This window comes from Paenibacillus sp. FSL W8-0187 (assembly GCF_037969755.1).
GTDB lineage: Bacteria > Bacillota > Bacilli > Paenibacillales > Paenibacillaceae > Paenibacillus_AQ.
In genome coordinates this window covers 4793267-4817596 of the sequence record NZ_CP150206.1, presented here as the reverse complement: position 1 = coordinate 4817596, position 24330 = coordinate 4793267, and the positions used below count along the sequence as shown (strand labels likewise).

At 49.6% G+C, this 24330-nt stretch carries 23 protein-coding genes; all 23 read left to right on the top strand.

Annotated features, from left to right (window positions below; translation table 11 throughout):
• The first annotated feature begins 34 nt into the window (after positions 1–34).
• Positions 35–496 (top strand): ribosome maturation factor RimP, encoded by a 462-nt coding sequence (gene rimP, locus MKY48_RS21590; RefSeq protein ID WP_076324962.1) that lies wholly within the window; start codon positions 35–37, stop codon positions 494–496.
• A 32-nt stretch (positions 497–528) separates the two neighbouring features.
• Positions 529–1626 (top strand): transcription termination factor NusA, encoded by a 1098-nt coding sequence (nusA, locus tag MKY48_RS21585; protein WP_076324961.1) that lies wholly within the window; start codon positions 529–531, stop codon positions 1624–1626.
• 25 nt (positions 1627–1651) lie between these two features.
• Positions 1652–1963: a YlxR family protein gene (locus tag MKY48_RS21580; RefSeq protein ID WP_053492673.1), complete on the top strand. Its 312-nt coding sequence runs from the start codon at positions 1652–1654 to the stop codon at positions 1961–1963.
• Complete coding sequence (locus MKY48_RS21575) at positions 1956–2279, top strand: YlxQ family RNA-binding protein (protein ID WP_179090708.1); 324 nt, start codon at positions 1956–1958, stop codon at positions 2277–2279. The genes MKY48_RS21580 and MKY48_RS21575 overlap by 8 nt, the downstream gene beginning before the upstream one ends.
• Positions 2272–4938: a translation initiation factor IF-2 gene (gene infB / locus MKY48_RS21570; RefSeq protein ID WP_339266197.1), complete on the top strand. Its 2667-nt coding sequence runs from the start codon at positions 2272–2274 to the stop codon at positions 4936–4938. The genes MKY48_RS21575 and infB overlap by 8 nt, the downstream gene beginning before the upstream one ends.
• 19 nt (positions 4939–4957) lie before the next feature.
• Positions 4958–5311, top strand: coding sequence for a 30S ribosome-binding factor RbfA (rbfA, locus tag MKY48_RS21565; RefSeq protein ID WP_076324958.1), 354 nt, complete (start codon positions 4958–4960; stop codon positions 5309–5311).
• 30 nt (positions 5312–5341) lie between these two features.
• Positions 5342–6319 carry a bifunctional oligoribonuclease/PAP phosphatase NrnA gene (locus MKY48_RS21560; protein WP_339290833.1) on the top strand — a complete coding sequence of 326 codons (978 nt, stop codon included), beginning with the start codon at positions 5342–5344 and terminating at the stop codon, positions 6317–6319.
• Positions 6316–7227, top strand: coding sequence for a tRNA pseudouridine(55) synthase TruB (truB, locus tag MKY48_RS21555; RefSeq protein ID WP_339266193.1), 912 nt, complete (start codon positions 6316–6318; stop codon positions 7225–7227). Before MKY48_RS21560 ends, truB begins: the two co-directional genes overlap by 4 nt.
• A gap of 35 nt (positions 7228–7262) precedes the next feature.
• Positions 7263–8216: a bifunctional riboflavin kinase/FAD synthetase gene (locus tag MKY48_RS21550; protein WP_339266192.1), complete on the top strand. Its 954-nt coding sequence runs from the start codon at positions 7263–7265 to the stop codon at positions 8214–8216.
• A gap of 165 nt (positions 8217–8381) precedes the next feature.
• On the top strand, positions 8382–8651 hold the full coding sequence (rpsO, locus tag MKY48_RS21545) for a 30S ribosomal protein S15 (protein ID WP_339266190.1): 270 nt from the start codon (positions 8382–8384) through the stop codon (positions 8649–8651).
• A 406-nt stretch (positions 8652–9057) separates the two neighbouring features.
• Positions 9058–11163, top strand: a complete 2106-nt coding sequence (pnp, locus tag MKY48_RS21540; protein ID WP_339266188.1) for a polyribonucleotide nucleotidyltransferase — start codon at positions 9058–9060, stop codon at positions 11161–11163.
• Positions 11164–11376: 213 nt separating this feature from the next.
• Positions 11377–12369: a polysaccharide deacetylase family protein gene (locus MKY48_RS21535; RefSeq protein ID WP_339290832.1), complete on the top strand. Its 993-nt coding sequence runs from the start codon at positions 11377–11379 to the stop codon at positions 12367–12369.
• Between the two features lie 91 nt (positions 12370–12460).
• Complete coding sequence (locus MKY48_RS21530; protein WP_339266186.1) at positions 12461–13729, top strand: pitrilysin family protein; 1269 nt, start codon at positions 12461–12463, stop codon at positions 13727–13729.
• Complete coding sequence (gene dut, locus MKY48_RS21525) at positions 13704–14150, top strand: dUTP diphosphatase (RefSeq protein ID WP_179090701.1); 447 nt, start codon at positions 13704–13706, stop codon at positions 14148–14150. The genes MKY48_RS21530 and dut overlap by 26 nt, the downstream gene beginning before the upstream one ends.
• Positions 14151–14391: 241 nt before the next feature.
• The gene (gene dpsA / locus MKY48_RS21520; RefSeq protein ID WP_098746977.1) at positions 14392–15288 is read left to right on the top strand and encodes a dipicolinate synthase subunit DpsA; all 897 of its coding nucleotides are present in this window, start codon (positions 14392–14394) and stop codon (positions 15286–15288) included.
• Positions 15289–15879, top strand: coding sequence for a dipicolinate synthase subunit B (locus MKY48_RS21515; protein ID WP_339266184.1), 591 nt, complete (start codon positions 15289–15291; stop codon positions 15877–15879).
• An 81-nt stretch (positions 15880–15960) separates the two neighbouring features.
• Positions 15961–16155 carry a hypothetical protein gene (locus MKY48_RS21510; protein WP_339273758.1) on the top strand — a complete coding sequence of 65 codons (195 nt, stop codon included), beginning with the start codon at positions 15961–15963 and terminating at the stop codon, positions 16153–16155.
• Between the two features lie 70 nt (positions 16156–16225).
• Positions 16226–17440, top strand: a complete 1215-nt coding sequence (gene dapG / locus MKY48_RS21505) for an aspartate kinase (RefSeq protein ID WP_076324949.1) — start codon at positions 16226–16228, stop codon at positions 17438–17440.
• 103 nt (positions 17441–17543) lie between these two features.
• The gene (gene dapA / locus MKY48_RS21500; RefSeq protein WP_076324948.1) at positions 17544–18425 is read left to right on the top strand and encodes a 4-hydroxy-tetrahydrodipicolinate synthase; all 882 of its coding nucleotides are present in this window, start codon (positions 17544–17546) and stop codon (positions 18423–18425) included.
• Between the two features lie 224 nt (positions 18426–18649).
• Positions 18650–20329 carry a ribonuclease J gene (locus MKY48_RS21495; RefSeq protein ID WP_076324947.1) on the top strand — a complete coding sequence of 560 codons (1680 nt, stop codon included), beginning with the start codon at positions 18650–18652 and terminating at the stop codon, positions 20327–20329.
• Between the two features lie 267 nt (positions 20330–20596).
• Positions 20597–21373 (top strand): ATP-dependent Clp protease proteolytic subunit, encoded by a 777-nt coding sequence (locus MKY48_RS21490; RefSeq protein ID WP_339290828.1) that lies wholly within the window; start codon positions 20597–20599, stop codon positions 21371–21373.
• Positions 21370–21612: a YlzJ-like family protein gene (locus MKY48_RS21485; RefSeq protein WP_076324945.1), complete on the top strand. Its 243-nt coding sequence runs from the start codon at positions 21370–21372 to the stop codon at positions 21610–21612. The genes MKY48_RS21490 and MKY48_RS21485 overlap by 4 nt, the downstream gene beginning before the upstream one ends.
• A gap of 40 nt (positions 21613–21652) precedes the next feature.
• Entirely contained in the window at positions 21653–24319 is a 2667-nt protein-coding gene (locus tag MKY48_RS21480; RefSeq protein ID WP_339290826.1) for a DNA translocase FtsK 4TM domain-containing protein, read from the top strand.
• Positions 24320–24330 lie beyond the last annotated feature (11 nt).

Here is a 24330-nt window from a genome sequence, read left to right as displayed (position 1 = left end):
GGTATATAGGAAATCAACTTGGAGGTTATGTTCTTTGAGCACATCAAAGATTAAAACGACTGTGGAAGAAATGGTGCAGCCGTATTTGGACGAACACGGCTTTGAACTGGTAGATGTGGAATACGTTAAGGAAGGAAGCAACTGGTTCTTGCGCGTGTTTGTTGATAAAGACGGCGGCATTGACATTGACGATTGCGGTTTAATCAGTGAATACCTGAGCCAGAAGCTGGACGAGAACGATCCTATTCCGACAGCTTATTTTCTTGAAGTCTCTTCTCCTGGCGCGGAACGTCCCCTGAAGAAAAAAGAGGATGTTGCGAAGTCAGTCGGCAAGAACGTGTTTGTTACGGTATACGAGCCGATTAACGGGTTGAAAGAGTTTGAAGGCAAGCTGGAATCCTTCGATAACGAGGAGCTAGTCATTCAAACCGTCAAGAAGCAGCACGTGATTCCATATGCAAAAGTAGCCAGTGCCAGATTGGCCATCATTTTTTAAACGGAAGTTTTGAAAGGGGGAACCGATTTTCAATGAGTATGGATTTTATTGAAGCGATGAATGAGTTGGAAAGAGAAAAGGGCATCAGCAAAGATGTGCTGTTTGAAGCCATTGAAGCGGCACTGATCTCGAGTTACAAGCGCAATTTTAACACGGCGCAAAATGTACGGGTAGACATGAATCGCAATACGGGTGTCATCAAGGTGTTCGCGCGGAAGCTGATTGTGGACGAGGTGCTGGATCCGCGGACTGAAATTTCGCTGCATGCGGCCCGGGAAATCAATCCGCATTTTCAGATTGAAGATATAGCGGAAATCGAGGTTACGCCGCGTGATTTCGGACGGATCGCAGCTCAAACGGCAAAGCAAGTTGTTACCCAGCGCATTAGAGAAGCCGAACGAGGCCTGATCTACAGCGCTTTTATTGACAAGGAAGATGATATCGTAACGGGTACGCTGCAGCGCCAAGATTTACGCAACATCTATATCGACCTTGGCAAGATCGAGGCGGCCTTGCCGCTTACCGAGCTTATGCCTAACGAGAAGTTCAAGCATGGCGACCGGATCAAAGCTTACATTACCAAGGTTGAGAACACAACCAAGGGGCCGCAGATTATGCTGTCCCGTACGCATCCGGGCCTCTTGAAGCGCCTGTTCGAGCTTGAAGTGCCGGAAATCTTTGATGGCGTCGTTGAAATTCGCTCGGTTGCGCGTGAAGCTGGATTCCGCTCCAAAATTGCGGTATTTTCCCGCAACGATGAAGTCGATCCGGTTGGTTCTTGCGTAGGACCTAAGGGTATGCGCGTACAGACGATTGTCAATGAGCTTCGCGGCGAAAAAATTGACATCGTGCGTTATTCCGATCAGGTTGAAGAATACGTGGCCAATGCGCTCAGCCCATCCAAAGTACTTGAAGTTCAAGTATTTGAAGATGAGAAGATGGCGCGTGTAATTGTTCCGGATTATCAACTCTCGCTTGCGATTGGGATCAAAGGCCAGAATGCTCGTCTCGCGGCGAAGCTGACAGGCTGGAAGATTGATATTAAGAGCGAAAGTCAGGCGGAGCAGGAATTTGGCAGACCGAAGTCCCAATCAGGTGAAATGCACCAGGATTCCGTCTCTGTCGATTAATTCCAAATGACAGGGGGTTGTCGTCTTGAAACAGAGAAAGATACCGCTGCGTAAATGTGTAGCGTGTCAGGAAATGATGCCGAAGAAAGAGCTTATCCGGATTGTTAGGACGCCCGAGGATGCTGTCCTGATCGATCTCACCGGCAAAAAATCGGGACGGGGAGCGTATTTATGCGGCAAAGTTTCCTGCTTCAAGCTGGCACACAAAAATAAAGCACTGGATCGAGCGTTGAAACAACATGTGAAACCTGAGATCTATGAACAGTTGGCACAGGATTTCATCAAGGTGGAAGATGAATTCCTGGCTGCAAAAGAGAGTGCTGCCGATGATGAATAGGGCGCTTTCTCAGCTCGGCCTGGCCATGAGGGCAGGTAAGGTGGTTACCGGGGATGAGATCGTGCTCAAAGCCATCCGGTCTTCTGATGCAAAATTGGTTATTCTGGCGGGTGACGCCTCAGTTAATACAACAAAGAAGTTCCGCGATAAATGCGGTACTTACAATATCCCTCTGGTAATCGGATTTGACCGGGAAAGTCTGGGCACAAGTGTAGGTAAACCCGAGCGGGTTGTGCTGGCAGTTACGGATCAAGGATTCGCAGAAATGATCTCCAAGAAAATGGAGACAATGTCGGAGGTGGAGTATATTGAGTAAACAGGAAAACAAAGACAATAAACTTCGAGTATACGAATATGCTAAATCGTTGAACATGAGCAGTAAAGAAATCATCACGATCCTCAAACGTTTGAACATTCCGGTCAATAACCATATGAGCGTAATGGAGAACGATACGGTGTCCAAGGTAGAGCAGTTTTTCAAAGATATCAAATCCAATGCAGCAGCCAAACGGGATAGTGGTGACGCTTCCCGAACCGAGAACCGTAAACCAGCGGTTTCCGGAGCCAATGCGGCTGCAACTGTATCCAATGCAAAAACAGAAGGCACTTCCGCTAGTGTAAGTGCCGAAGGCAACCGTAATGGGCAGGACGGTATGCGTAATTCAGGACAGAGAGCACCAGGACAACAAGGTCAAAGCCAGCCCAAAAAACAACAGGAAAAGCAGGTAGGTATGAATAGTAGAACGAATCAAAACACTCAGAACACTTCAGGTTCCCAGCGCCCCCAAGGAGGGCAGGATACCCGAAGAACTCAGTCTGGCTCCGCACAAGGAAGTCAGCAGAACAATCGTAGCCAATCATCCAGACCAGGCGGCAGCACGCAGACCGGATCACGTCCTCAGGGCGGAGGTCAAGGCGGCGCACGTCCGCAAGGCAATAATCAAGGTGGAACGCGTCCGCAGGGCAGCAACAACCAAGGCGGAGCGCGTCCACAGAGCAAGCCGGGTGGAACCGGAGGCGGTTTCTCAGGATCCAACAATAACAATAGCAATAACAGCAACGGCCAGAACCGCAATTCCAGAAACAACAATAACAATCGTTCAGACTCCAAACGTTTTGATGACAACCGTCAGGGAGGATTCCGTGGCAACAATCGCGGTGGAAAGAACAACCGCGGCCGGAATCAATATAATCAGCAGCCGCCTCGCGAGAAAATCGACAACACGCCGAAGAAAATTATCGTCCGTGGCAACATGACCGTCGGTGAAACGGCGAAGCTGCTTCATAAGGACGCTTCCGAAGTCATCAAGAAGCTGATTTTCCTCGGCGTGATGGCCACCATCAACCAGGAGCTGGATATCGATACGATTCTATTGCTCGCTGGTGAATTCGGTGTAGAAGTCGAAGTGAAAATTCCGGTAGAGGAAGATCGTTTTGAGACCGTTGAAGAAAACGATGCTCCTGAAGAACTGAAAGAGCGTCCACCAGTTGTTACTATTATGGGTCACGTCGACCACGGTAAAACGACGCTGCTTGATGCGATCCGTTCCGCGAACGTATCAAGTGGCGAAGCTGGCGGTATTACGCAGCATATCGGTGCTTACCAAGTCGAGATCAATAACAAGAAGATTACGTTCCTGGATACACCGGGTCACGAAGCGTTTACAGCCATGCGTGCCCGTGGTGCACAAGTAACGGACATGACGATCATCGTGGTTGCGGCTGACGACGGCGTAATGCCACAGACAGTCGAAGCGATTAACCATGCGAAAGCAGCAGGTTTGCCGATCATCGTTGCCGTGAACAAAATCGATAAACCGGATGCTAACCCGGATAAAGTTAAACAAGAATTGACGGAATACGAGTTAGTGCCTGAAGAGTGGGGCGGAGATACCATCTTTGTTAACGTTTCGGCGAAACAGCGGATGGGTCTGGAAGACTTGCTTGAAATGATTCTTCTGGTAGCAGAAGTGAATGAATACAAAGCAAATCCTGACAAACGCGCACGCGGTACCGTTATTGAGGCTGAGCTGGATAAAGGCAGAGGTCCGGTAGCACGCATTCTCGTTCAGCATGGTACATTGAAAGTGGGCGACGCCTTCGTAGCGGGCAACTGCTTTGGACGTATTCGTGCGATGGTGAACGATAAAGGCCGTCGATTAAAAGAAGCGGGTCCTTCAACACCAGTTGAAATTACCGGTTTGACTGAAGTTCCAGGTGCCGGCGATCCGTTTATGGTGTTTGAGGATGAGCGTAAAGCGCGTAATATCGCTGATAAGCGTGCGATTACCCATCGTCAATCCGAGTTGAACACGAATACTCGCGTGACGCTGGATGACCTGTTCCAACACATTAAGGACGGCGAGATCAAAGATCTTAACGTGATTATCAAAGGTGACGTACAAGGTTCTGTTGAGGCACTGAAAGGTTCCTTGAACAAAATCGAAGTGGAAGGCGTTCGCGTCAAAATTCTCCACAGCGGTGCCGGGGCGATCACGGAGTCCGATATTATTTTGGCAGCTGCCTCCAACGCGATTGTTATCGGCTTTAACGTTCGTCCGGACGTCCAAGCGAAACAAACCGCCGAGCAGGAAAAGGTTGATATTCGTCTGCACCGTGTAATATATAATGTAATCGAGGAAATTGAGCAAGCTATGAAGGGGATGCTCGATCCGGAGTACAAAGAAACCGTGATCGGTCATGCGGAAGTCCGCAGCACCTTTAAAGTGAGCAAAGTGGGTACGATTGCAGGATGTATGGTGACATCCGGTAAAATTACGCGTAACGCAGAAGCTCGCTTGATCCGTGACGGCATTGTCGTTCATGAAGGCAAGATCGATTCCCTCAAGCGCTTTAAAGATGACGCTAAAGAAGTGGCACAAGGTTATGAGTGTGGTATTACCTTGGTAAGCTATAGCGACGTCAAAGAAGGAGACGTAATCGAAGCCTTCATCATGGAGACAGTAGAGCGCTAACGAATGAGGTGATCAGACCATGGCAAAAATCAGAACTGGGCGCGTAGGCGAGCAGATTAAAAAAGAGCTCAGCCAACTGATCCAATCGGAGATGAAAGACCCAAGAATCGGTTTCATTACTGTGACCGGTGTTGATGTTACAAATGACCTGTCTCAAGCGAAGGTATACCTGAGCGTGCTCGGCGACGACGAGCAGAAGGCAGCTTCCTTAAAAGGGTTGGAGAAGGCAAGCGGCTTTCTCCGCTCCGAGCTGGGCAAGCGGATCCGACTTCGGCATGTGCCGGAGCTGATCTTCAAATTCGATGATTCCATTGCATATGGCAGCCATATTGAGAAGCTGCTGACCGAAATCGTGGATCGCGAAGAGAAATAGAGTAGTTCGTTTTTATAAAGGAGAGGGCGAATGCAGACCTATGAACAAGAGCTGCAGCAGGTGAAATCGTTCCTGCTGGAGCACGATGATTATTTGGTTGTGTCGCATGTTCAGCCCGATGGAGATGCAGTCAGTTCCACCCTTGCGGTGGGCTGGCTTCTCTCATGTCTGGGCAAGAAATTCACGATGATTAATGAGGGGCCCATTCAAAAACGCATGAAAATGTTGTGGCATGCAGAAGACATTCTCAATCTGTCTGAAGAGCAGCCAGGAAGAACGTTCTCTCACGTCATTTGTGTGGATTGTGCGGATTTTGCTAGAGTAGGCTATACGAAACAGGTATTTGCCGATCAGGCAAGCATCGTTAATATTGACCATCATCCAACAAATGATCGTTATGGAGCCGTCAACCTGGTCGTGCCGGATGCGGCAGCAACCGCAGAAATCCTTTATGATTTGCTGAATTTGTTTGAAGTGGACTGGGATGCCGATATTGCAACAGCGATTTATACGGGATTGCTAACGGATACCGGCGGTTTTCGGTACTCGAATACATCGCCCAAGGTTATGAGCATCGCTTCCGATCTGTTGTCCTATGGCGTGAACGGACCTGAAATTGCGGAAACGTTACTAGAGGAAATGACGCTTCCACAGATGAAAGTGCTGGTTCAGGCATTAAATACGTTAAGTGTGTCGGATGATGGTAAAATAGCCTGGGTATACGTAACGCCTGAGTTTATGGAATCATGCGGCGCCGTTAGCGAGGATCTGGAAGGGATTGTGAATTACCCCCGAAACATTCAAGGAGTTGAAGTCGGGATTCTATTCAAGTCACTGAAATCCGGAATGGTCAAGGCGAGTTTGCGTTCAGCCGGAAAAGTGGATGTTGCGGCATTAGCCCAGTTATTTGGAGGAGGCGGCCATGTTCGGGCAGCCGGTTGCAGCATTGAAGGCTCCCTTCATGACATCATCCCTAGAGTAGTAGAGCAGGTGAGATTAAAGCTATGACGCAATTAGAAGGCATCTTGGCCGTTCACAAACCGGCAGGCTGGACATCCCACGATGTGGTGGCGAAGGTTCGTGGAATGGTTCGTTTGAAGCGAATTGGACATACGGGTACGCTGGACCCCGAAGTAACAGGCGTGCTTCCGTTATGCCTGGGGAGGGCCACGCGAGTAGTGGAATACCTTCAGGAACTGCCTAAAGAGTATCACGCGGTCCTCCGTCTTGGATATTCGACGGATACCGAGGATATCACTGGGCAAGTAGTAGAGACGGCAGATGATGTTCATGTGACCAGAGAAGAGGCGCTTGAAGCGCTGCAATCTTTTACAGGCCAGATTTCTCAGATCCCACCCATGTTTTCCGCTGTCAAAATCAATGGTAAACGATTATACGAGCTTGCCAGAGAAGGTAAGACCGTGGAGCGCAAGAGCCGGACCGTAACGATTCATGAAATCGAAATGACGGATTTTGATGCTGAAGGGGAGTATACGGAAATTTCTTTTCGAGTATTGTGCTCCAAAGGTACATACATCCGCACGCTTTGCGTGGATATCGGGAGGAAACTCGGCGTGCCGTCTGTCATGGTTAAGCTGGTACGCACAGTATCGGCGGGAATCACGGAGGAGCAGTGCTTAACCCTGGAGCAAATTGAGCAGTTCATGAAGGATGAAACGCTGCACACCCGGCTTATTCCCGTGGATCAAGCGATTGATTATCTGCCGAAGCATACGGTTTCTGAAGAGAAAACGGATGCTGCCCTGCAGGGACAGCGCTTGTCCTCGAGAGCGGTAGAACCACCTGTTGACAGCTCGGAGCCTATTCGCTTGTATGATATAAAGGAAAACTTTCTGGGAATCTATCAGCAGCAAGAGGAGACAGGGGCTATCGTTCCTGTGAAAGTATTTTCCTAAGCATGACTGGATTTAGTGAGTGGAGGTGAGTAATCATGAGGATTGTTTCTTTATCTTATCCTGTATCTTCTGATATTGTACGAGAAGCTGCCGAGCCGAAGGTAGCTGCAATCGGCCAGTTCGACGGTCTTCACCTGGGACATGCCAGCGTGCTTTCAACCGCAGTCAATATTGCGCGGGAGAATGGAGTGCCGGCCGCCGTTATTACCTTTTATCCTCATCCGAAAGACGTGATTGGTAAAGGAAGCTACGAGGGATATCTGACGCCTCAGCCTGACAAGCAGCAGTTGCTTGAGGAGATGGGCATCGATATTTTGTACGTTGTCGAGTTCAATAAGGAATTCTCCCAGGTGAGTCCGGAAACATTTGTTGAAGAGATGCTGTTTCCCTTGAATCTTCAAACAGCGGTGGTCGGGTTTGATTTCCGTTTCGGCCATAAAGGCGCCGGTGACGCAGTCAAACTTCAGGAACTCGGTGAAGACCGGATGTCTGTCGTTACGGTTCCGCCATTCTTGGTTGATGGCGAGAAGGTAGGAAGTTCATCCATACGGATTGCCTTGAAAACGGGGCAGCTGTCGGATGCAAACCGCTGGTTCGGACGGAATTATCATATCCGCGGCACGGTCATTCATGGGGAGAAGCGGGGAAGAAAGATCGGTTTTCCTACCGCTAACCTGGAATTGACGGATCCGTTCGTGGTACCTGCATTAGGCGTCTATGCCGTTCGGGCACGCACGGATAAGCATCGCGACTGGATTCCGGGCGTGATGAACATCGGCGTGAAGCCAACGTTCCATGAAGGGATCACAGAGCCTGTTTTTGAGGTGCATCTGTTTGATTTTGAAGGGGATCTGTATGATCAGACCATGACGGTGGATATCGTTCAATATATCCGCAAGGAGCATAAATTCGAATCGGTTCAGGAGCTTGTGGAGTGGATTCAGCGAGATGCCGTCGAGGCTCGCAAAATATTAGAAATTAGTGAATAAACGTTTTGGGACAAATTGTTCGCAAACGGATTTTCTTTTTCAGGTAAAGTATGCTATACTCTTAGAGGTCGCCTGAAGATTGGGCGATTTTAACCTTGGCTTGGATGTTCGATCTCACCGTCGGTACCTGGGCCAACGGCGATTATAATGAGGGAGGTGAACAGGATGGCATTAACTCAAGAACGTAAACAGCAACTGATTGACGAGCACAAAACTCATGAGTCCGATACAGGATCTCCAGAGGTGCAAATCGCTATCCTAACGGAAAACATTACGAACTTGACTGACCACTTGCGTACACACAAGAAGGATCATCATTCCCGTCGTGGATTGTTGAAAATGGTCGGCCAACGCCGTAAGTTGCTTGCATACTTGAAAAACAAGGATGTTAAACGTTACGGTGCTTTGATCGAGAAGCTTGGATTGCGTCGCTAATCATCCATAAGATGTGCCGAAAACAGCCTGGTTGTCCACTGTCCTTCTTGGAACGACAGCGGCACAGCCGGGCTCTTTTCTAAGTATTGTACAATTTACCGTTTTCGAGCTTCCCCACAAAGTACTGCGTACGCTTCATAGCCTAAACTCCACTTTGTGGGGTTATCTTAATATAGATTCTTATAGATTGTAGGCGTGGTCTGTTCGCTAAATTTCGCTTAATGGTATAACCAGGGGCAATCTATACGGAGAATGTTCTATACGGTTCGGGTTGTTCCTGTACATAGGTTTGCGATTTCGACCGTTTGGATGGCTCTGGTTAGGAAATGTGGACAGTGTTTTGCAAAAGACATGCTGATGGTAGAAGAAGATTTCAAAAAAATTTATCCCCATGAGGAGGGATTACATGGAAACACGTGTTGAAATGCAGCTTGGCGGAAGACCCCTCGTATTCGAAACAGGGCGCCTTGCGAAGCAGGCAAATGCGGCTGTGATGGTTCGTTACGGCGAAACGGCAGTCCTGTGTACAGTGACAGCTTCCAGTGAACCGAAGGATTTGGATTTCTTTCCATTGACGGTTAACTATGAGGAGCGTTTGTACGCAGTCGGTAAAATTCCGGGTGGATTCATCAAACGCGAAGGCAGACCAAGCGAGAAAGCGATTCTTGCCAGCCGTCTGACAGACCGTCCGATTCGTCCGTTGTTCCCTGAAGGATTCCGTAATGATGTACAGGTTCTAAATCTCGTGATGAGCGTAGATCAGGATTGCGAGCCGGAAATCGCGGCCATGATCGGTACTTCCGCTGCCTTGAGCATCTCGGATGTGCCTTTTAACGGTCCGATCGGCGGCGTAGCCGTAGGGCGTGTTGATGGCGAATTTGTGGTGAATCCGAATATTGCACAGCAGGAAGCAAGCGACATCTATCTTGTTGTTTCAGGTACCAAAGATGCAATCATGATGGTTGAAGCCGAAGCGAACGAAGTTCCTGAGGAAGTCATGCTGGAAGCGATTATGTTCGGGCATGAGGAAATCAAGAAAATCGTAGCTAAGATCGAAGAACTCGTAGCCGCTTGCGGTAAAGAGAAAATGGCAGTTAAACTTCATGCGGTCAATGAAACGGTGAATCGTGAAGTGCGTGATTTCGCCGAAGCCCGTCTTGTTGAAGCCGTTCGCATTGAGGAGAAACATGCTCGCCAGGATGCGATTGACGCTATCAATGATGAAGCATACACCGTATTTGAAGAGAAGTATATCGAGACACCTGAGTTGTTGAAGGATGTTAAAGAAGTGCTTCACGATATCGTGAAGGAAGAAGTTCGACGTTTGATCACGCATGACAAAGTTCGTCCGGACGGTCGTGGTCTGTCTGAGATCCGTCCTATCGATTGCGATACCAGTCTGCTGCCTAGAACGCATGGTTCCGGTCTGTTCACACGTGGACAAACCCAGGCTCTTAGCGTATGTACACTAGGTGCTCTAGGTGATGTACAGATTCTCGATGGAATCGATCTGGAAGAGACCAAGCGTTTCATGCACCATTACAACTTCCCGCCGTTCAGCGTAGGGGAAGCTCGTCCGCTTCGCGCTCCGGGCCGTCGTGAAATTGGTCATGGTGCACTTGGTGAACGTGCATTGTCGAAGGTTATTCCGAATGAAGTGGAATTCCCGTACACGATTCGCCTCGTGTCCGAAGTAATTGAGTCAAATGGTTCGACTTCCCAAGCGAGTATTTGTGCAAGCACACTTGCTATGATGGATGCAGGGGTGCCGATCAAAGCACCTGTAGCCGGCGTGGCGATGGGCTTGATTAAAGACGGAGATCATGTTTCCATCTTGACAGATATTCAAGGGATGGAAGATCATCTCGGCGACATGGACTTCAAAGTGGCAGGGACACCTGACGGGGTTACCGCCATTCAAATGGATATCAAAATTGACGGTATTGACCGCGCGATTTTGCAGGAAGCACTGCAGCAAGCAAAAGAAGGACGCATGCATATCCTTGGAAAAATGGCAGAAGCCATTCAAAAGCCAAGAGAAACGTTGTCCCAATATGCGCCAAAGATTATTACGATGCAGATCAATCCGGACAAAATTCGCGATGTGATCGGTGCCGGCGGCAAGATCATTAACAAAATCATCGAGGAAACCGGCGTGAAGATCGATATCGAACAAGACGGCCGCGTGTTCATTGCATCTGCCAACGATGAGATGAACAAAAAAGCTCTTTCGATTATCGAAGGCATCGTCCGTGAGGTAGCTGTTGGCGAAATCTATACAGGTACTGTCAAACGGATTGAGAAATTCGGTGCATTCGTTGAAATTCTGCCTAACAAAGACGGGCTTGTTCATATCTCCCAGCTCTCGACTGAGCGCGTAGCGAAGGTAGAGGACGTGGTTGCCATCGGTGATGTCATTACTGTGAAGGTTACCGAAATCGACCAGCAGGGACGGATTAACCTGTCTCGCAAAGCGGTTTTGACTGCGGAAACAAACAAGAGCGGATCTTAATCCGCGCTTTGTTTGTTTAACAGCATATAGATACAAGGAAAAGAGGCAGAACCTATCATTCTGGCTCTTTTTTTAATCTTTTCGGCCCATGGGATTCCTCTAGTCTTGAACAAGCATCTACAATAGGCTTCACGGCATAGGCCCACTTTGAGGCACATATTTCCTCCTGAACCTACATAAAATGGGACAAAGCTTCTCAAGGGGAGGGTGGATATGCCCATGAATGGAAAAAAGATGGTTGTGCTGCTAACCGGTGCCGCAATGGTGTCGGCTGTTGCCGTGTTCAGCGGGGCCTGGGGATATGTTTCGGGACTGCAGATTAAACCCGAGGGGCAACTCGTTAGCGGTTCAGAGAATGCAGTAGATCTGAATTTATTGAGTCAAATCGAAGCCGCTGCGGCAAAATCACGCATTGAGCCAGTGGATGCCAGGGTGGACTCCGTGTGGAAAGCGATTCCCGGTTATAGTGGACTTGAGATCGATATTGAAGCTACATACCAAGCAGCATCGTCGAAAAAGCGAAAAGCTGGAGAGGCCATTCCTTACGTATACCGGCAAATTCCGGCCAAAGTAACGCTTAATGATCTTGGAGAGCAACCGATTTATCGGGGCAACCCCAACAAGCCGATGGTATCGCTGATGATTAACGTGGCCTGGGGGAATGAATTTCTGGTACCGATGCTGAACACGCTGGATGCGGAGAAAGTGAAGACGACCTTTTTCCTGGATGGGAGCTGGTTGAAGAAGAACCCGGAGCTTGCCGGCGAAATTCTGAAACGAGGTCATGAGGTGGAGAATCATGCCTATACGCATCCGAATATGAGCCGTCTCAGCAGAGATCGGGCGGAACTGGAAATCGCGAAGACGCAGGATCTGCTCAAAGAAAGCCTCGGTGTGGAGAACAAATGGTTTGCGCCGCCTTCTGGCGATTTTAATCAGCAGACCGTATCCATCGCCCAGGCAAGGGGATTGAAGACGGTCCTGTGGACGCTCGATACGGTCGATTGGAAGCATCCTGCACCGGATGCTGTCGTTCAGAAAATCTCCACGAAGGTGGAGCCTGGTTTCCTGATTTTGATGCATCCCACGGATTCCTCGTCCCGGGCGTTAAAGGGAATGATTGACGGAATACGGGCCAAAGGGCTGGAAATCGGAACCGTGAGCCAGACGCTTTCTCCTGAGCGAATTATGCCGAAGGGAAGTTGAGCGGCATGGTAAAGTTTGATAGAATGAATGGATGGCATGAGGCTGGTAATCAGCCAAAGTGAGCCTGGATGGAACAGTTAGGGGGGCCCTCGTGAAAAAAATACAATTGTCTAACGGCCTAAGAGTGGTTATGGAGCAAATCCCGACAAGTCGTTCGGTTTCATTCGGTATTTGGGTGAAGACCGGATCCCGCAATGAATCGGAGGACATCAACGGGATAACGCATTTTATAGAGCACATGATGTTCAAAGGGACCGATCGCTTTGACGCCCGTGCCATTGCTGAAGAATTTGATGCTATCGGCGGCAACGTCAACGCTTTTACGTCCAAGGAATATACGTGTTATTACGCCAAGGTGCTGGATGAGCATTTTCCGATTGCGGTTGACGTGCTGTCCGACATGTTCTTCAACTCCAAGCTGGATGCGGGCGAGTTAGCCAAAGAGAAGAATGTCATTCTGGAAGAGATCGCGATGTATGAGGATACACCGGATGATCTGGTGCATGACCTGATGTCGTTATCGGCATACGGCGATCATCCGCTGGCTTATCCGATTCTTGGCACAAAGGAACGGCTGGAATCGATGGATTCGCAAGCGCTGAGAAATTACATGGACAAACACTATACCATTGAGAATACAGTGATCGCTCTGGCAGGCAACATTAATGAGGATGCGATTGAGTTATTGGAGCGTCATTTTGGCGGCTTTGCCAATCACGGCAGCTCCGAACTGCTGGCCGTGCCTGCCTTTTTGGATGGTGTTCAGTTCCGTAAGAAGAAAACAGAGCAGAATCATATCTGCATGTCGTTTCCCGGCTGCTCCATCGGAGACGAGCTTCAGTATGCAATGGTACTCTTGAATAACGCCATTGGTGGCGGCATGAGTTCACGCTTGTTTCAGGAAATCCGGGAGAAGCGCGGACTGGCTTATTCGGTATACTCATATCATAGTTCGCACGCAGATAACGGAATGTTCACCATTTATGCGGGCACAGCGCCTAAACAGACAAAGGAAGTCCTTCAACTGACCACGGAAATGCTGCAGGATCTGGCACAGAACGGTATGACAGAGGAAGAGCTGCGCAAAGGGAAGGAACAACTGAAGGGCAGTCTCATTCTGAGTCTGGAGAGCACGAGCAGCCGCATGAATCGCTTGGGTAAGAACGAATTAATGCTGGGTCGCCATTTTAGCCTGGATGAAATTATTAAGCGGATTGAGCAGGTGGACATGAAGGATGTCGACGCGGTTCTTGACCGCATGTTCGGGACTCCATATGCACTAGCGATGGTAGGAACTTCAGATAAAGCGCTGAATGTACTTAGGAGGAATGAATTTGTTGCACTACGTTCAAATCAATAGATTGCCAGGTAATGAAGATGTGAAACTTCCCGTGAAAATGTCCGAACTAGCCGCAGGTTTTGATCTGCACGCAGCGGTTCATGAGCCGGTGGTATTGAACCCGGGCGAACGCAAATTAATCCCGACCGGTTTTGCGATTGCCATGCCGGCCGAGCTTGAAGCTCAAATCCGTCCGCGCAGCGGACTGGCCTACAAACATGGTATTACCTGCTTGAATTCTCCAGGCACGATTGATGCTGATTATCGCGGGGAAGTGAAGGTGCTGCTGGTGAATTTAGGACAAGAGCCGTTTGCAATTGAGCGTAATGAACGCATTGCCCAGATGGTGTTCAAAACCGTCCCGGCGGTAGAATTCATGGAAGTTGACGAGTTGTCCGATACCGTACGGGGTGCAGGCGGATTCGGTCATACCGGCAAGTAATCTATATTATAGATAATTTATGGATATCATCATCATGGTTTTATCAAGCACACCGCTCCGGCCTAGCCGGGCGGTGTTTTTTGCGTTAGCGTCCATGCAAAATGGCTTCGGATCCGACTCTCCATCTATAGTGTTGTTTATTGCGTTAAGGCGGTAGTTTAATTGAAATGCGCTCACCACCCTATAGGCGACGGCATAAGATGGTTTATACGTTGGTTAGAAGAAAGGAGCGAGGCCTTCCATGCTGACTGGAGTCCGGACCGTCTTTGTAGGTGGAGACGCAAGGCAAATTGAAGTCATACGAAAATGCGCTGAGATGGATGCCTCCGTCATGATCGCCGGGTTTGAGAAACTGCAGGATTCTTTTCAGGGAGTGACTCGCGAGCCGCTCACGCCAGAGCTGTTATCGAATGCTGATGCTCTGATCCTGCCTGTCGTGGGATGTGATGATGAGGGACGTGTCAGCGCGCTGTTCTCAGAGGGGCCATTGCGACTGCAGGAGGAGCATATCGCAGCGATGCCTGGACATGGAGTGATCTATACAGGCATGGCGAAGCCCTATTTGCGCTCGCTATGTGACAAATATAAGATCAAGCTGGTAGAGATTTTGGAGAGGGACGATGTAGCCATCTATAATTCCATTCCGACAGCGGAAGGTGCACTGATGATGGCGATCCAAAACACGGATTTTACGATTCACGGATCAACCAGCATGGTGCTTGGCATGGGACGGACAGGATTCACCATGGCGCGCAGCCTGCAAGGCCTGGGTGCCAAAATTCGGATGGGCGTACGTAAATCGGAGCACTATGCCAGAGCGGAGGAAATGGGCTGGAAGCCCTTCCTGGTAAGGGATCTGAGTTCTTATGTGTCGGATATTGACTTGCTTTTTAACACGATTCCAACTATGATAGTCACAGCACAAATCATCTCGAAAATGCCTCGGGAGGCTGTCATCATCGACCTTGCCTCCGCACCCGGTGGATGCGATTTTCGCTATGCTGAAAAACGGGGTATCAAAGCCATGCTCGCACCCGGACTACCCGGAATCGTGGCTCCTAAAACAGCCGGCATCATTATGGCCAATACGCTGGTGGAGCTGATTTCTGAAGAAATCAAGATTCGGGGGGATGCGTAGATGAATTGGAATGGAATAACAGTGGGTTATGCCCTGACAGGATCGCACTGCACGCTTGAAGAAGTGATGCCGCAGATCCAGCGGTTCAAAGATGGTGGAGCGAATGTGGTGCCGATTGTGTCCAGCACTATTATGACAACGGATACCCGATTCGGCACATCGGAGAATTGGCAGAAACAGTTGAAAGAAATAACCGGGAATGATATTATTTCTACAATTGTGGAGGCGGAACCGCTAGGCCCATCCAAGCTTCTTGACGTTTTGGTTATCGCCCCATGTACGGGAAACACGACCAGCAAGCTGGCCAATGCGATGACTGACAGCCCTGTGTTAATGGCAGCCAAGGCGCAGATGAGAAATTGCAGACCCCTGGTTCTGGCGATTTCAACGAATGATGGCCTTGGACTGAATGCGGCGAATATCGCGAAGCTGCTTGTAACGAAAAATATTTATTTTGTTCCTTACGGACAGGATAATCCGCAGCAGAAGCCTAACTCGCTTGTCGCCAAAATGGATTTGATTCCGGAAGCGTGTTATGCGGCCCTAGAAGGGAAGCAGCTGCAGCCGATGATCGTTGAATATTCGCGTTAACCGCGATAAAGCCTTTTGATCAATAAGGGCAACATAGAAAGTTACAGCTGCAGTTTCATTCATGAAGGGGAATTTAGCCATATGACCGAGCATTATTATAATGTGGCCGTTGTTGGAGCAACTGGCGCAGTCGGGCAAAAGATCCTCAAACTGTTGGAGGGACATCAGTGCGGACTTAACATGTGGATCGTTTCAGATCATTTTCTGAAGGGTGCAGCATGGAATGCCGTGCTAATCGCAGAAATCATCGTCAACAAACGGAACGGCCTGGCTTAGTAGCCGGCCGTTTCAATCGGTCGGCCCGAAATTTACGTCTCCTGGGCATATATAAACGGAGGAATATTTTATGCGCATCTTAGTTCAAAAATTCGGCGGAACCTCGTTGTCTACACCGCAAGCAAGAACCCATGTTATTGGGCACATCCAGCGCGAACTGGCTAATCACTACCAATTGGTCGTGGTCGTATCGGCTATGGGACGCCGCGGGGAGCCTTACGCTACAGATACTCTTCTGGATTGGATCGGTCAGAGCGGAAACGCGCTTCCAGACAGAGAGCGGGATATGCTGCTCTGCTGCGGTGAGATTATCTCAGCCACAACGCTATGCAGTCTGCTTCAGCATGAAGGGATAACCGCAACGGTGCTGACGGGTGCCCAAGCCGGATTTCTTACAGACGATCACTTCGGAAATGCACGCATTAAGGACGTAAAACCTGAACGGGTTTTGAAAGAGTTGGAGTCTCACCAAGTTGTTATCGTCACTGGTTTCCAGGGGCAGACCGATTCGGGTGACTTCACGACGCTGGGCAGGGGCGGAAGCGATACCTCGGCCACCGCGCTTGGAGCCGCGCTTCGCGCCGAAATGGTTGATATCTACACGGATGTCAACGGCATTCTTACGGCAGATCCCCGCATCGTCGAGGATGCGAAGCCACTCAGCTATGTAAGTTATACAGAGATTTGCAATATGGCTCATCAAGGTGCCAAGGTCATTCATCCTAGAGCAGTTGAGATTGCCATGCAATCCCAAATTCCGGTCAGAGTGCGGTCAACCTTCTCGGATAATGAGGGAACACTGGTCACCCAGCCGGAGGGCTTCAGAGATATACAATCCGGAATTGTGGACCGCTTTGTGACGGGAGTTGCTTATGTAAGCAATATTACGCAAATCTCAGTGGAATGCGATCGCACGGAAGGTCTTCAACTGAAGGTTTTCAAATCGATGGCGGAGCATTCCATTAGCGTGGACTTTATTAATGTTACCCCTACGGGAGTCCTTTATACAGTGTTTGACAGCGACTCGGAGAAGGCGATTGAAGTGCTGCAGAGCCTGGATTTGAAACCAAAAAGCTTGTCCGGCTGTGCAAAGGTATCCGTTATTGGCGGCGGCATCAACGGGGTTCCTGGCATCATGGCCAAAATCGTAGAATCCTTGAGCGAGCACGATATTCCGATTCTGCAATCGGCAGATTCGAACACTACGATCTGGGTGCTTGTGAAGAAGGAAGATATGGCTCAAGCGCTGCGCGCATTGCATCACAAATTTGAACTTCACCGATAATACCTTAGAGTCTGTTCGTTAATCGTTTGATAGGAAATACTATATATAAGATTACTTACGAAGGAAGCTTGCCTGTTCGGGAGAGCTTTAAGGAGGAATCATTGTGGATTTCGGAAGATTGATTACGGCTATGGTAACCCCATTTGATCAGAATAACGAGATCAATTGGGACGAGACTGCGAGATTGATTGAGTACCTGATTGTCGAACAGAAGTCGGACTCTCTGGTCATTGCAGGAACGACGGGCGAATCCCCGACGCTTAGCGAAGACGAGAAGCTTGAATTGTTTAAGTTCGCAGTGAAGCAGGCAGGTGGACGAAGCAAGATTATCGCAGGTACCGGCAGCAACGATACGGCACATTCTGCAGAATTGACGAAAAAAGCGGAAAGCTGCGGCGTCGATGGCATTTTGCTTGTCGCTCCGTACTACAATAAGCCGAACCAGGAAGGGCTCTACCAGCATTTTAAGGCGATCGCTGAGGCAACTTCCTTACCTATCATGCTGTACAATGTGCCGGGACGGACGGGCATCAGCCTGAGCGCGGCTACCACCCTGCGTCTGGCTCAATTACCGAACATCGTTGCGACGAAGGAATGTGCTTCGATTGATCAGGTCACCGCCATTGCCGCAGGTGCTCCGGACGGCTTCATCGTTTATTCCGGCGACGATTCCTCAGCCCTGCCTGCTCTGGCGGTAGGTGCTTACGGAATCGTAAGCGTGGCCAGCCATATCGCTGGCGCCCGCATGAAGGATATGATCCACGCCTATGTGGAAGGAAACGTGAAGGAAGCCGCCAAGCTGCATCAATCCTTGTTCACGTTGTTCAAGGGCCTGTTTGAATGTCCTGACCCGCTTCCAAACCCGGCGGCGGTTAAATTCGCTCTGCATGAGCGGGGCTATCAGGTCGGCGGCGTTCGTCTGCCGCTCGTTTCTCCTAGTGAGAACGAGGCTGCATTTATCCGTAATATGCTGTCATCCTTGTAAGCTGCGCACCTACCAAACCTAAGCCATTGCCTTCAATGAAGGCAGTGGCTTTCTTCGTTTTAAACCCTTCTGTTTCTGGGTATCCTATGGCTCACGAAGGTGGTTGACTTGTGTTTTCACTTTTTCATCATGTATAATGAATTCAAGTGACTGGGTGCGGTATTTTTTTGAAATTTAATATAACAATGGTACGACGTCCAAAACTATAGGAGGGTTAGATACATTTGTCTAAGAAAATAAGCAACGATAAACTATCGATTTTTGCCTTGGGCGGCGTCGGTGAGATCGGGAAGAACATGTATGTCATTCAATATGCCAATGACATCGTTGTCGTGGATGCGGGATTGAAGTTCCCAGAAGAAGATATGCTTGGGATTGATATTGTTATTCCTGATATTAGCTATTTAACGGAGAATCGCGACAAAGTGAGAGCGATTTTGCTGACTCACGGTCACGAGGACCATATCGGCGGCCTCCCTTACGTATTGAAACACTTGAATGTTCCTGTGTACGGAACGAAATTGACGCTCGGATTAGTGGAAAACAAGCTCAGAGAAGCGAATTTGCTGGGTGAGACGAAACGGATTCTGATCCATGCGGATTCGGAAGTACAACTCGGAAACACACTGAAAGCGACCTTCTTCAAGACCAATCACAGTATCCCGGATTCCGTAGGGATCTGTATCGAAACACCGGAAGGCAATGTTGTGCATACGGGTGACTTTAAGTTCGACCATACTCCGGTAAACGACCAATATGCGGATCTGCAGCGTATGGCTGAGATCGGAAGCAAGGGAGTATTGGCTCTTCTGTCAGATAGTACGAACGCAGAGAGACCAGGCTTCACGCCTTCCGAGAAAAACGTGGGCATCGTGCTGGAAGATATTTTCCGCAAAGCCGAGCAGCGGGTGGTTGTTGCAACGTTTGCATCGAATGTGCACCGGATTCAGCAGGTTGTTAATGCAGCCGAATCCACGGGCCGCAAAATAACGGTTATCGGAAGAAGCATGGTCAATGTGGTGTCCATTGCCGCTGAGCTTGGATATTTGCACATTCCGGACGGCATGCTGATCGAACCTGAAGAGGTTAACAAAATGGCAGCTGACCGGGTTGTCGTATTGTGTACAGGCAGTCAGGGAGAGCCGATGTCAGCGCTCACACGCATGGCACGTTCCACTCACCGCAAGGTGGACATTCTGCCAGGGGATACGGTTATCATTGCAGCAACTCCGGTTCCAGGTAATGAAAAATATGTGGGACGTACGATTGATGAGTTGTTCCGCCTTGGAGCAGACGTGATTTATAGTGGATCCAATTCGGGTGTCCACGTATCGGGTCATGGCAGCCAGGAAGAACTCAAGTTGATGCTGAATCTGATGAAACCGCAATTTTTCATCCCTGTCCATGGAGAATACCGGATGCAGCGCCGTCACGCTCTGCTTGCAGAGTCCGTTGGTGTTGATCCGGACAACATTTTTATTACCGATATCGGTGAAATTGTGGAAATCCAAGGTGGCTCGGCCCGCAAAGCCGGCAAAGTAACTGCTGGAAATGTTCTGATTGACGGACTTGGCGTTGGTGACGTAGGAAACATCGTATTGCGCGACCGCAAGCTTCTGTCCCAGGACGGAATTCTGGTCGTTGTCGTTACCTTGAGCAAGCAAAACGGTTCCATCGTATCCGGTCCTGATATTATTTCGCGTGGATTCGTATACGTACGGGAATCCGAAGGGCTTCTGGATGAAGCGAACCGTATCGTTTCCAGCACGCTTCAGAAGCTGATGAGTGAAAACGTGAATGAGTGGGCGTCACTGAAAACCAGCGTAAAAGACGCTTTGGGACGCTTCTTGTATGAACAAACACGTCGCAGACCGATGATCTTGCCGATCATTATGGAAGTCTGATACAAGATAATAAAATAATCAGGCACACAGTCGCCCCTTTTTCGCAGGTAATAATTGGACGGTTCCCGCGAAAGAGGGGCTTTTTATAGGTTGATCCTTAAACTTCTCCCGAAAGATTTCGGCAGGAGTTTTTTTGGTTGCTGCTATTCCGCTGCCAAGCTGAATGTACCCATATAAGCATAAAATGATCCCGTCATTTGCCATACTAAGGGTTAGCTATGTGTTGATTGCAGCAGCTAGACATTAAGATAAAGGCAGGGATGCGCGATGGAGAAAGATCAATGGACTACCGGCAACAGAAGAGCAGGATGGACTGGCGAGACGGAAGCGCCTCCGGTCGTCCCCACTGAGGAAGGCAAAAAAGCGGCCGTAACGGAAACGATACAGCAGCTGGGACAGACGGGACTGCCGAGCGGCGGGGAATCCAACGTTTTTTGCATGACCATCATTGGACAAATCGAGGGACATATCGTGCTTCCACCGCAAAATAAAACCACAAAATATGAGCATATGATTCCACAGCTTGTGGCAGCTGAGCAAAATCCGCGGATCGAAGGACTCTTGATCATACTCAATACCGTTGGCGGCGACGTTGAAGCCGGACTTGCCATAGCCGAGATGATTGCATCGCTCAGCAAACCGACCGTAACGGTAGTCATTGGAGGGGGGCACAGTATCGGCGTCCCTATCGCTGTAGCAGCAGATCACTCGATCATCGCGGAGAGCGCGACGATGACCATTCACCCGATACGCATGAGCGGGTTAGTCATTGGCGTACCGCAAACCTTTGAATACATGGAGAAAATGCAGGAACGTGTCGTACGTTTTGTAACGAGTCATTCGAGGATAACAGAGGAACTGTTTAAGGATCTGATGTTCAAAACCGGTGAATTGAACAGGGATATCGGTACCGCGGTTTCAGGTACAGACGCCGTCAAATATGGCCTTATGAACGAGGTGGGGGGCATTGGGCAGGCATTAAGCCGTTTGAATAGCATGATTGAAGAACGTAAAACGATAAACCCTGGAGGGATTACGCAATGATATGGTACAGCGTCATGCCATTGGATCCGATCGGGATGCTGCAAGGGGAACAGGCAGCCGTCACGTCCAGGGAAGTTCGGGTTGAAGGAATACTAATGGAAGTTGAACCTATGGCAGAGGATCAGGCGAAAATTGTCCGTTTACTCGATTGCGGGCTTCAAGATTACTTGAATCCACGCTACGCTCCGGGGGCAATGATTCGCTATATTCCGACGGTTGAAAATGAGGCTAAAGGCTGAAAACAGAACATAGGTACGCCACCGAATATTATGCTATAATATGGATTCGGGGGTGACACTTTTGGCAAAGCGGAAAAGAAAGAAGAAGGCAGCCTTTGCAGCCGTATTGAAGTATGAAATTTATGGGATTGTATTGATGACACTTTCGGTCATCGCATTATCCGGAGAAGCACCGGTGGGGCGTTCCCTGTCCAAGATGTCGGGATATCTGCTGGGCAAGTATTATTTTATCATCCCCCTAATCGGCATCTATTACGGGTTAATGGTGATGATTCACCGGAAATGGCCCAAACGGTGGAACAGCAGACGCACCGGTGTCCTTCTCTTGGTATTATCGCTAACTTTAATGAGCAGCATTGCAGGTTTGGAGTCGAAGCTGGCCCCGATTGGACAATTGAATGCGTCAAATGCGATGAGCCAGATACATAGTGATTTGCAAGGCGAGCTCCTTCATGCCGGGGCAGATGATGGACATCATCCCGTCATGGGCAGAGACATCAGCGGTGGTTACATTGGAGCGTTGCAGTTTGCCTTTCTGTTAATGCTGTTTGGCAGCATAGGGGCAAAGTTGATTGTGATTGTCATGCTAGTGATCAGCTTCATGCTGATTACCAATCTGTCCTATGTGGATTTAATGCGGATGTTCCGCGTGAGGGTTGTAAAGGCTGGAGAACGGATTCAGAAAAAAGTGAACAGCCAGCAGACCAAATCAAGAGCTGCGGCGAAATCAAGCGCGAAGGAACAACGCATCCAGCTGCCGGAAGATCTGGATGAAGATGATGATCTGGATGATATGGAGAGCATGAGACTGCCGCGCCGCAAAACGCCGCAATTCTTCCAGTTGTTCGGTTCCAAAGGCAACAAACGGAACGAAGCAGTGGAAGAGGCTGGGGATGCTGCGGATGAGGCGGCTCCGGTATTTACCGTTGGCAACGGGCATGGTGCTAAGGAGAAAGGGGAGGTCGTCCTGTTCAACAGTCCGGTTCAACCGGAGGAGGGAGCCGATGTTATCACTCCTGCAGCAGAATCCGTGCCTTCCTCGCCGATTATTCGTGATTTCTTCGAGCAAGTGAAACAAGAAGGACGTCTGGATGACGAGTACGACGATCACGAAGCGGTGATACCTTCGGCACAAGAGGACCCTTCGGGGAACACGGCAGCAAGTCCTGAGCCCATGGGTGGCCTTGAAGCGTCGAATGGCGAGTTGAATGGAGCTGCTACTGCAGGTAATGAGGGGCAGGAGGGAACGGCACCGGCAGCACCTCCGGCTCCGCCGCCCAAGCCGTACAAGCTGCCGCCATTCCGGCTGCTATCCAAACCGAATAACGGCGGTAAGGGTGGAGACCAGAATGATTATATGCAGACAGCGCGTAAGCTGGAGGCGACGCTGGAAAGTTTCGGCGTTCGGGCCAAGGTGCTGGAGGTGGTCCGGGGGCCGTCAGTAACCCGCTATGAAATTCAGCCGGACATTGGGGTTAAGGTCAGCCGGATCGTCAATCTGACCGATGATATTGCACTCGCACTTGCGGCCAAGGATATTCGGATGGAAGCGCCGATTCCTGGCAAATCAGCCATCGGGATCGAAGTGCCGAACAACGAAGTATCACTGGTTACGATGAGAGAGGTTATGGAGACGCCGACGTTCCAGGAAGCGGAATCGAAGCTGTCAATTGCATTTGGCCGTGATATTTCAGGTCAGACGATTGTCGGTAATTTGGCACGCATGCCCCATCTCCTTGTTGCAGGTGCAACGGGTTCGGGTAAATCCGTATGTATCAACGGCATCATTACCAGCATTCTGTATAAAGCGAAGCCGGATGAGGTTAAGTTCCTGATGGTCGATCCGAAGATGGTCGAGCTCAATGTCTACAACGGAATTCCGCATTTGATGGCACCAGTGGTAACGGATCCGAAGCGGGCATCCTTGGCACTTAAGAAAATCGTAGTAGAGATGGAGAAACGGTATGAGCTGTTCTCCAAATCCGGGACGCGAAATATTGAAGGTTACAACAATCTGATGAAGGATAATCTGCCGGCAGTATTGCCTTATATCGTCGTGATCGTGGACGAGCTGGCCGATTTGATGATGGTTGCAGCCAACGATGTGGAAGACGCGATCACGCGTCTGGCCCAAATGGCCCGTGCCGCCGGGATTCACTTGATCATCGCGACGCAGCGTCCGTCGGTCGACGTTATTACGGGGGTCATTAAAGCAAACATTCCGTCGCGTATTGCCTTTGGCGTGTCTTCGCAGGTCGATTCTCGAACGATTCTGGATATGGCGGGAGCAGAGAAGCTGCTTGGCCGCGGGGATATGCTGTTTATGCCGATGGGCTCCTCCAAGCCGATTCGGGTGCAGGGAGCCTTCATGAGTGATCATGAGGTCGAGAACATTGTGGATTTTGTCCGGGATCAAGGGCAGGCGGAATATGATGAGTCGTTAGTGCCTGAGATAGAGGAATCGTCGAATTCGGATGAAGAAGAATTGGATGAGCTGTATGAGCAGGCGGTGACCATCGTACTGGAAGCGAAGCAAGCGTCCGTATCGCTGCTGCAGCGGAGAATGCGCGTAGGCTATACCCGTGCAGCGCGTCTTATTGATTCCATGGAGGCACGCGGGATTATCGGACCTTACGAGGGAAGCAAACCGCGGGAAGTGCTGATGTCTATGGAGCAATACCAACAACAGCAGAATCGAATCAGTTAAGGGAGTCAATC

What these genes read in the sequence shown, in the direction of transcription:
- dpsA (WP_098746977.1), top strand. Translation starts at nt 14,392, where the DNA reads ATGCTGACTGGAGTCCGGACCGTCTTTGTAGGTGGAGACGCAAGGCAA.
- MKY48_RS21575 (WP_179090708.1), top strand. Translation starts at nt 1,956, where the DNA reads ATGAATAGGGCGCTTTCTCAGCTCGGCCTGGCCATGAGGGCAGGTAAG.
- MKY48_RS21510 (WP_339273758.1), top strand. Translation starts at nt 15,961, where the DNA reads ATGACCGAGCATTATTATAATGTGGCCGTTGTTGGAGCAACTGGCGCA.
- truB (WP_339266193.1), top strand. Translation starts at nt 6,316, where the DNA reads ATGACGCAATTAGAAGGCATCTTGGCCGTTCACAAACCGGCAGGCTGG.
- MKY48_RS21485 (WP_076324945.1), top strand. Translation starts at nt 21,370, where the DNA reads ATGATATGGTACAGCGTCATGCCATTGGATCCGATCGGGATGCTGCAA.
- MKY48_RS21515 (WP_339266184.1), top strand. Translation starts at nt 15,289, where the DNA reads ATGAATTGGAATGGAATAACAGTGGGTTATGCCCTGACAGGATCGCAC.
- pnp (WP_339266188.1), top strand. Translation starts at nt 9,058, where the DNA reads ATGGAAACACGTGTTGAAATGCAGCTTGGCGGAAGACCCCTCGTATTC.
- MKY48_RS21490 (WP_339290828.1), top strand. Translation starts at nt 20,597, where the DNA reads ATGGAGAAAGATCAATGGACTACCGGCAACAGAAGAGCAGGATGGACT.
- MKY48_RS21560 (WP_339290833.1), top strand. Translation starts at nt 5,342, where the DNA reads ATGCAGACCTATGAACAAGAGCTGCAGCAGGTGAAATCGTTCCTGCTG.
- rbfA (WP_076324958.1), top strand. Translation starts at nt 4,958, where the DNA reads ATGGCAAAAATCAGAACTGGGCGCGTAGGCGAGCAGATTAAAAAAGAG.
- nusA (WP_076324961.1), top strand. Translation starts at nt 529, where the DNA reads ATGAGTATGGATTTTATTGAAGCGATGAATGAGTTGGAAAGAGAAAAG.
- MKY48_RS21550 (WP_339266192.1), top strand. Translation starts at nt 7,263, where the DNA reads ATGAGGATTGTTTCTTTATCTTATCCTGTATCTTCTGATATTGTACGA.
- MKY48_RS21480 (WP_339290826.1), top strand. Translation starts at nt 21,653, where the DNA reads ATGGATTCGGGGGTGACACTTTTGGCAAAGCGGAAAAGAAAGAAGAAG.
- dapG (WP_076324949.1), top strand. Translation starts at nt 16,226, where the DNA reads ATGCGCATCTTAGTTCAAAAATTCGGCGGAACCTCGTTGTCTACACCG.
- MKY48_RS21535 (WP_339290832.1), top strand. Translation starts at nt 11,377, where the DNA reads ATGCCCATGAATGGAAAAAAGATGGTTGTGCTGCTAACCGGTGCCGCA.
- rpsO (WP_339266190.1), top strand. Translation starts at nt 8,382, where the DNA reads ATGGCATTAACTCAAGAACGTAAACAGCAACTGATTGACGAGCACAAA.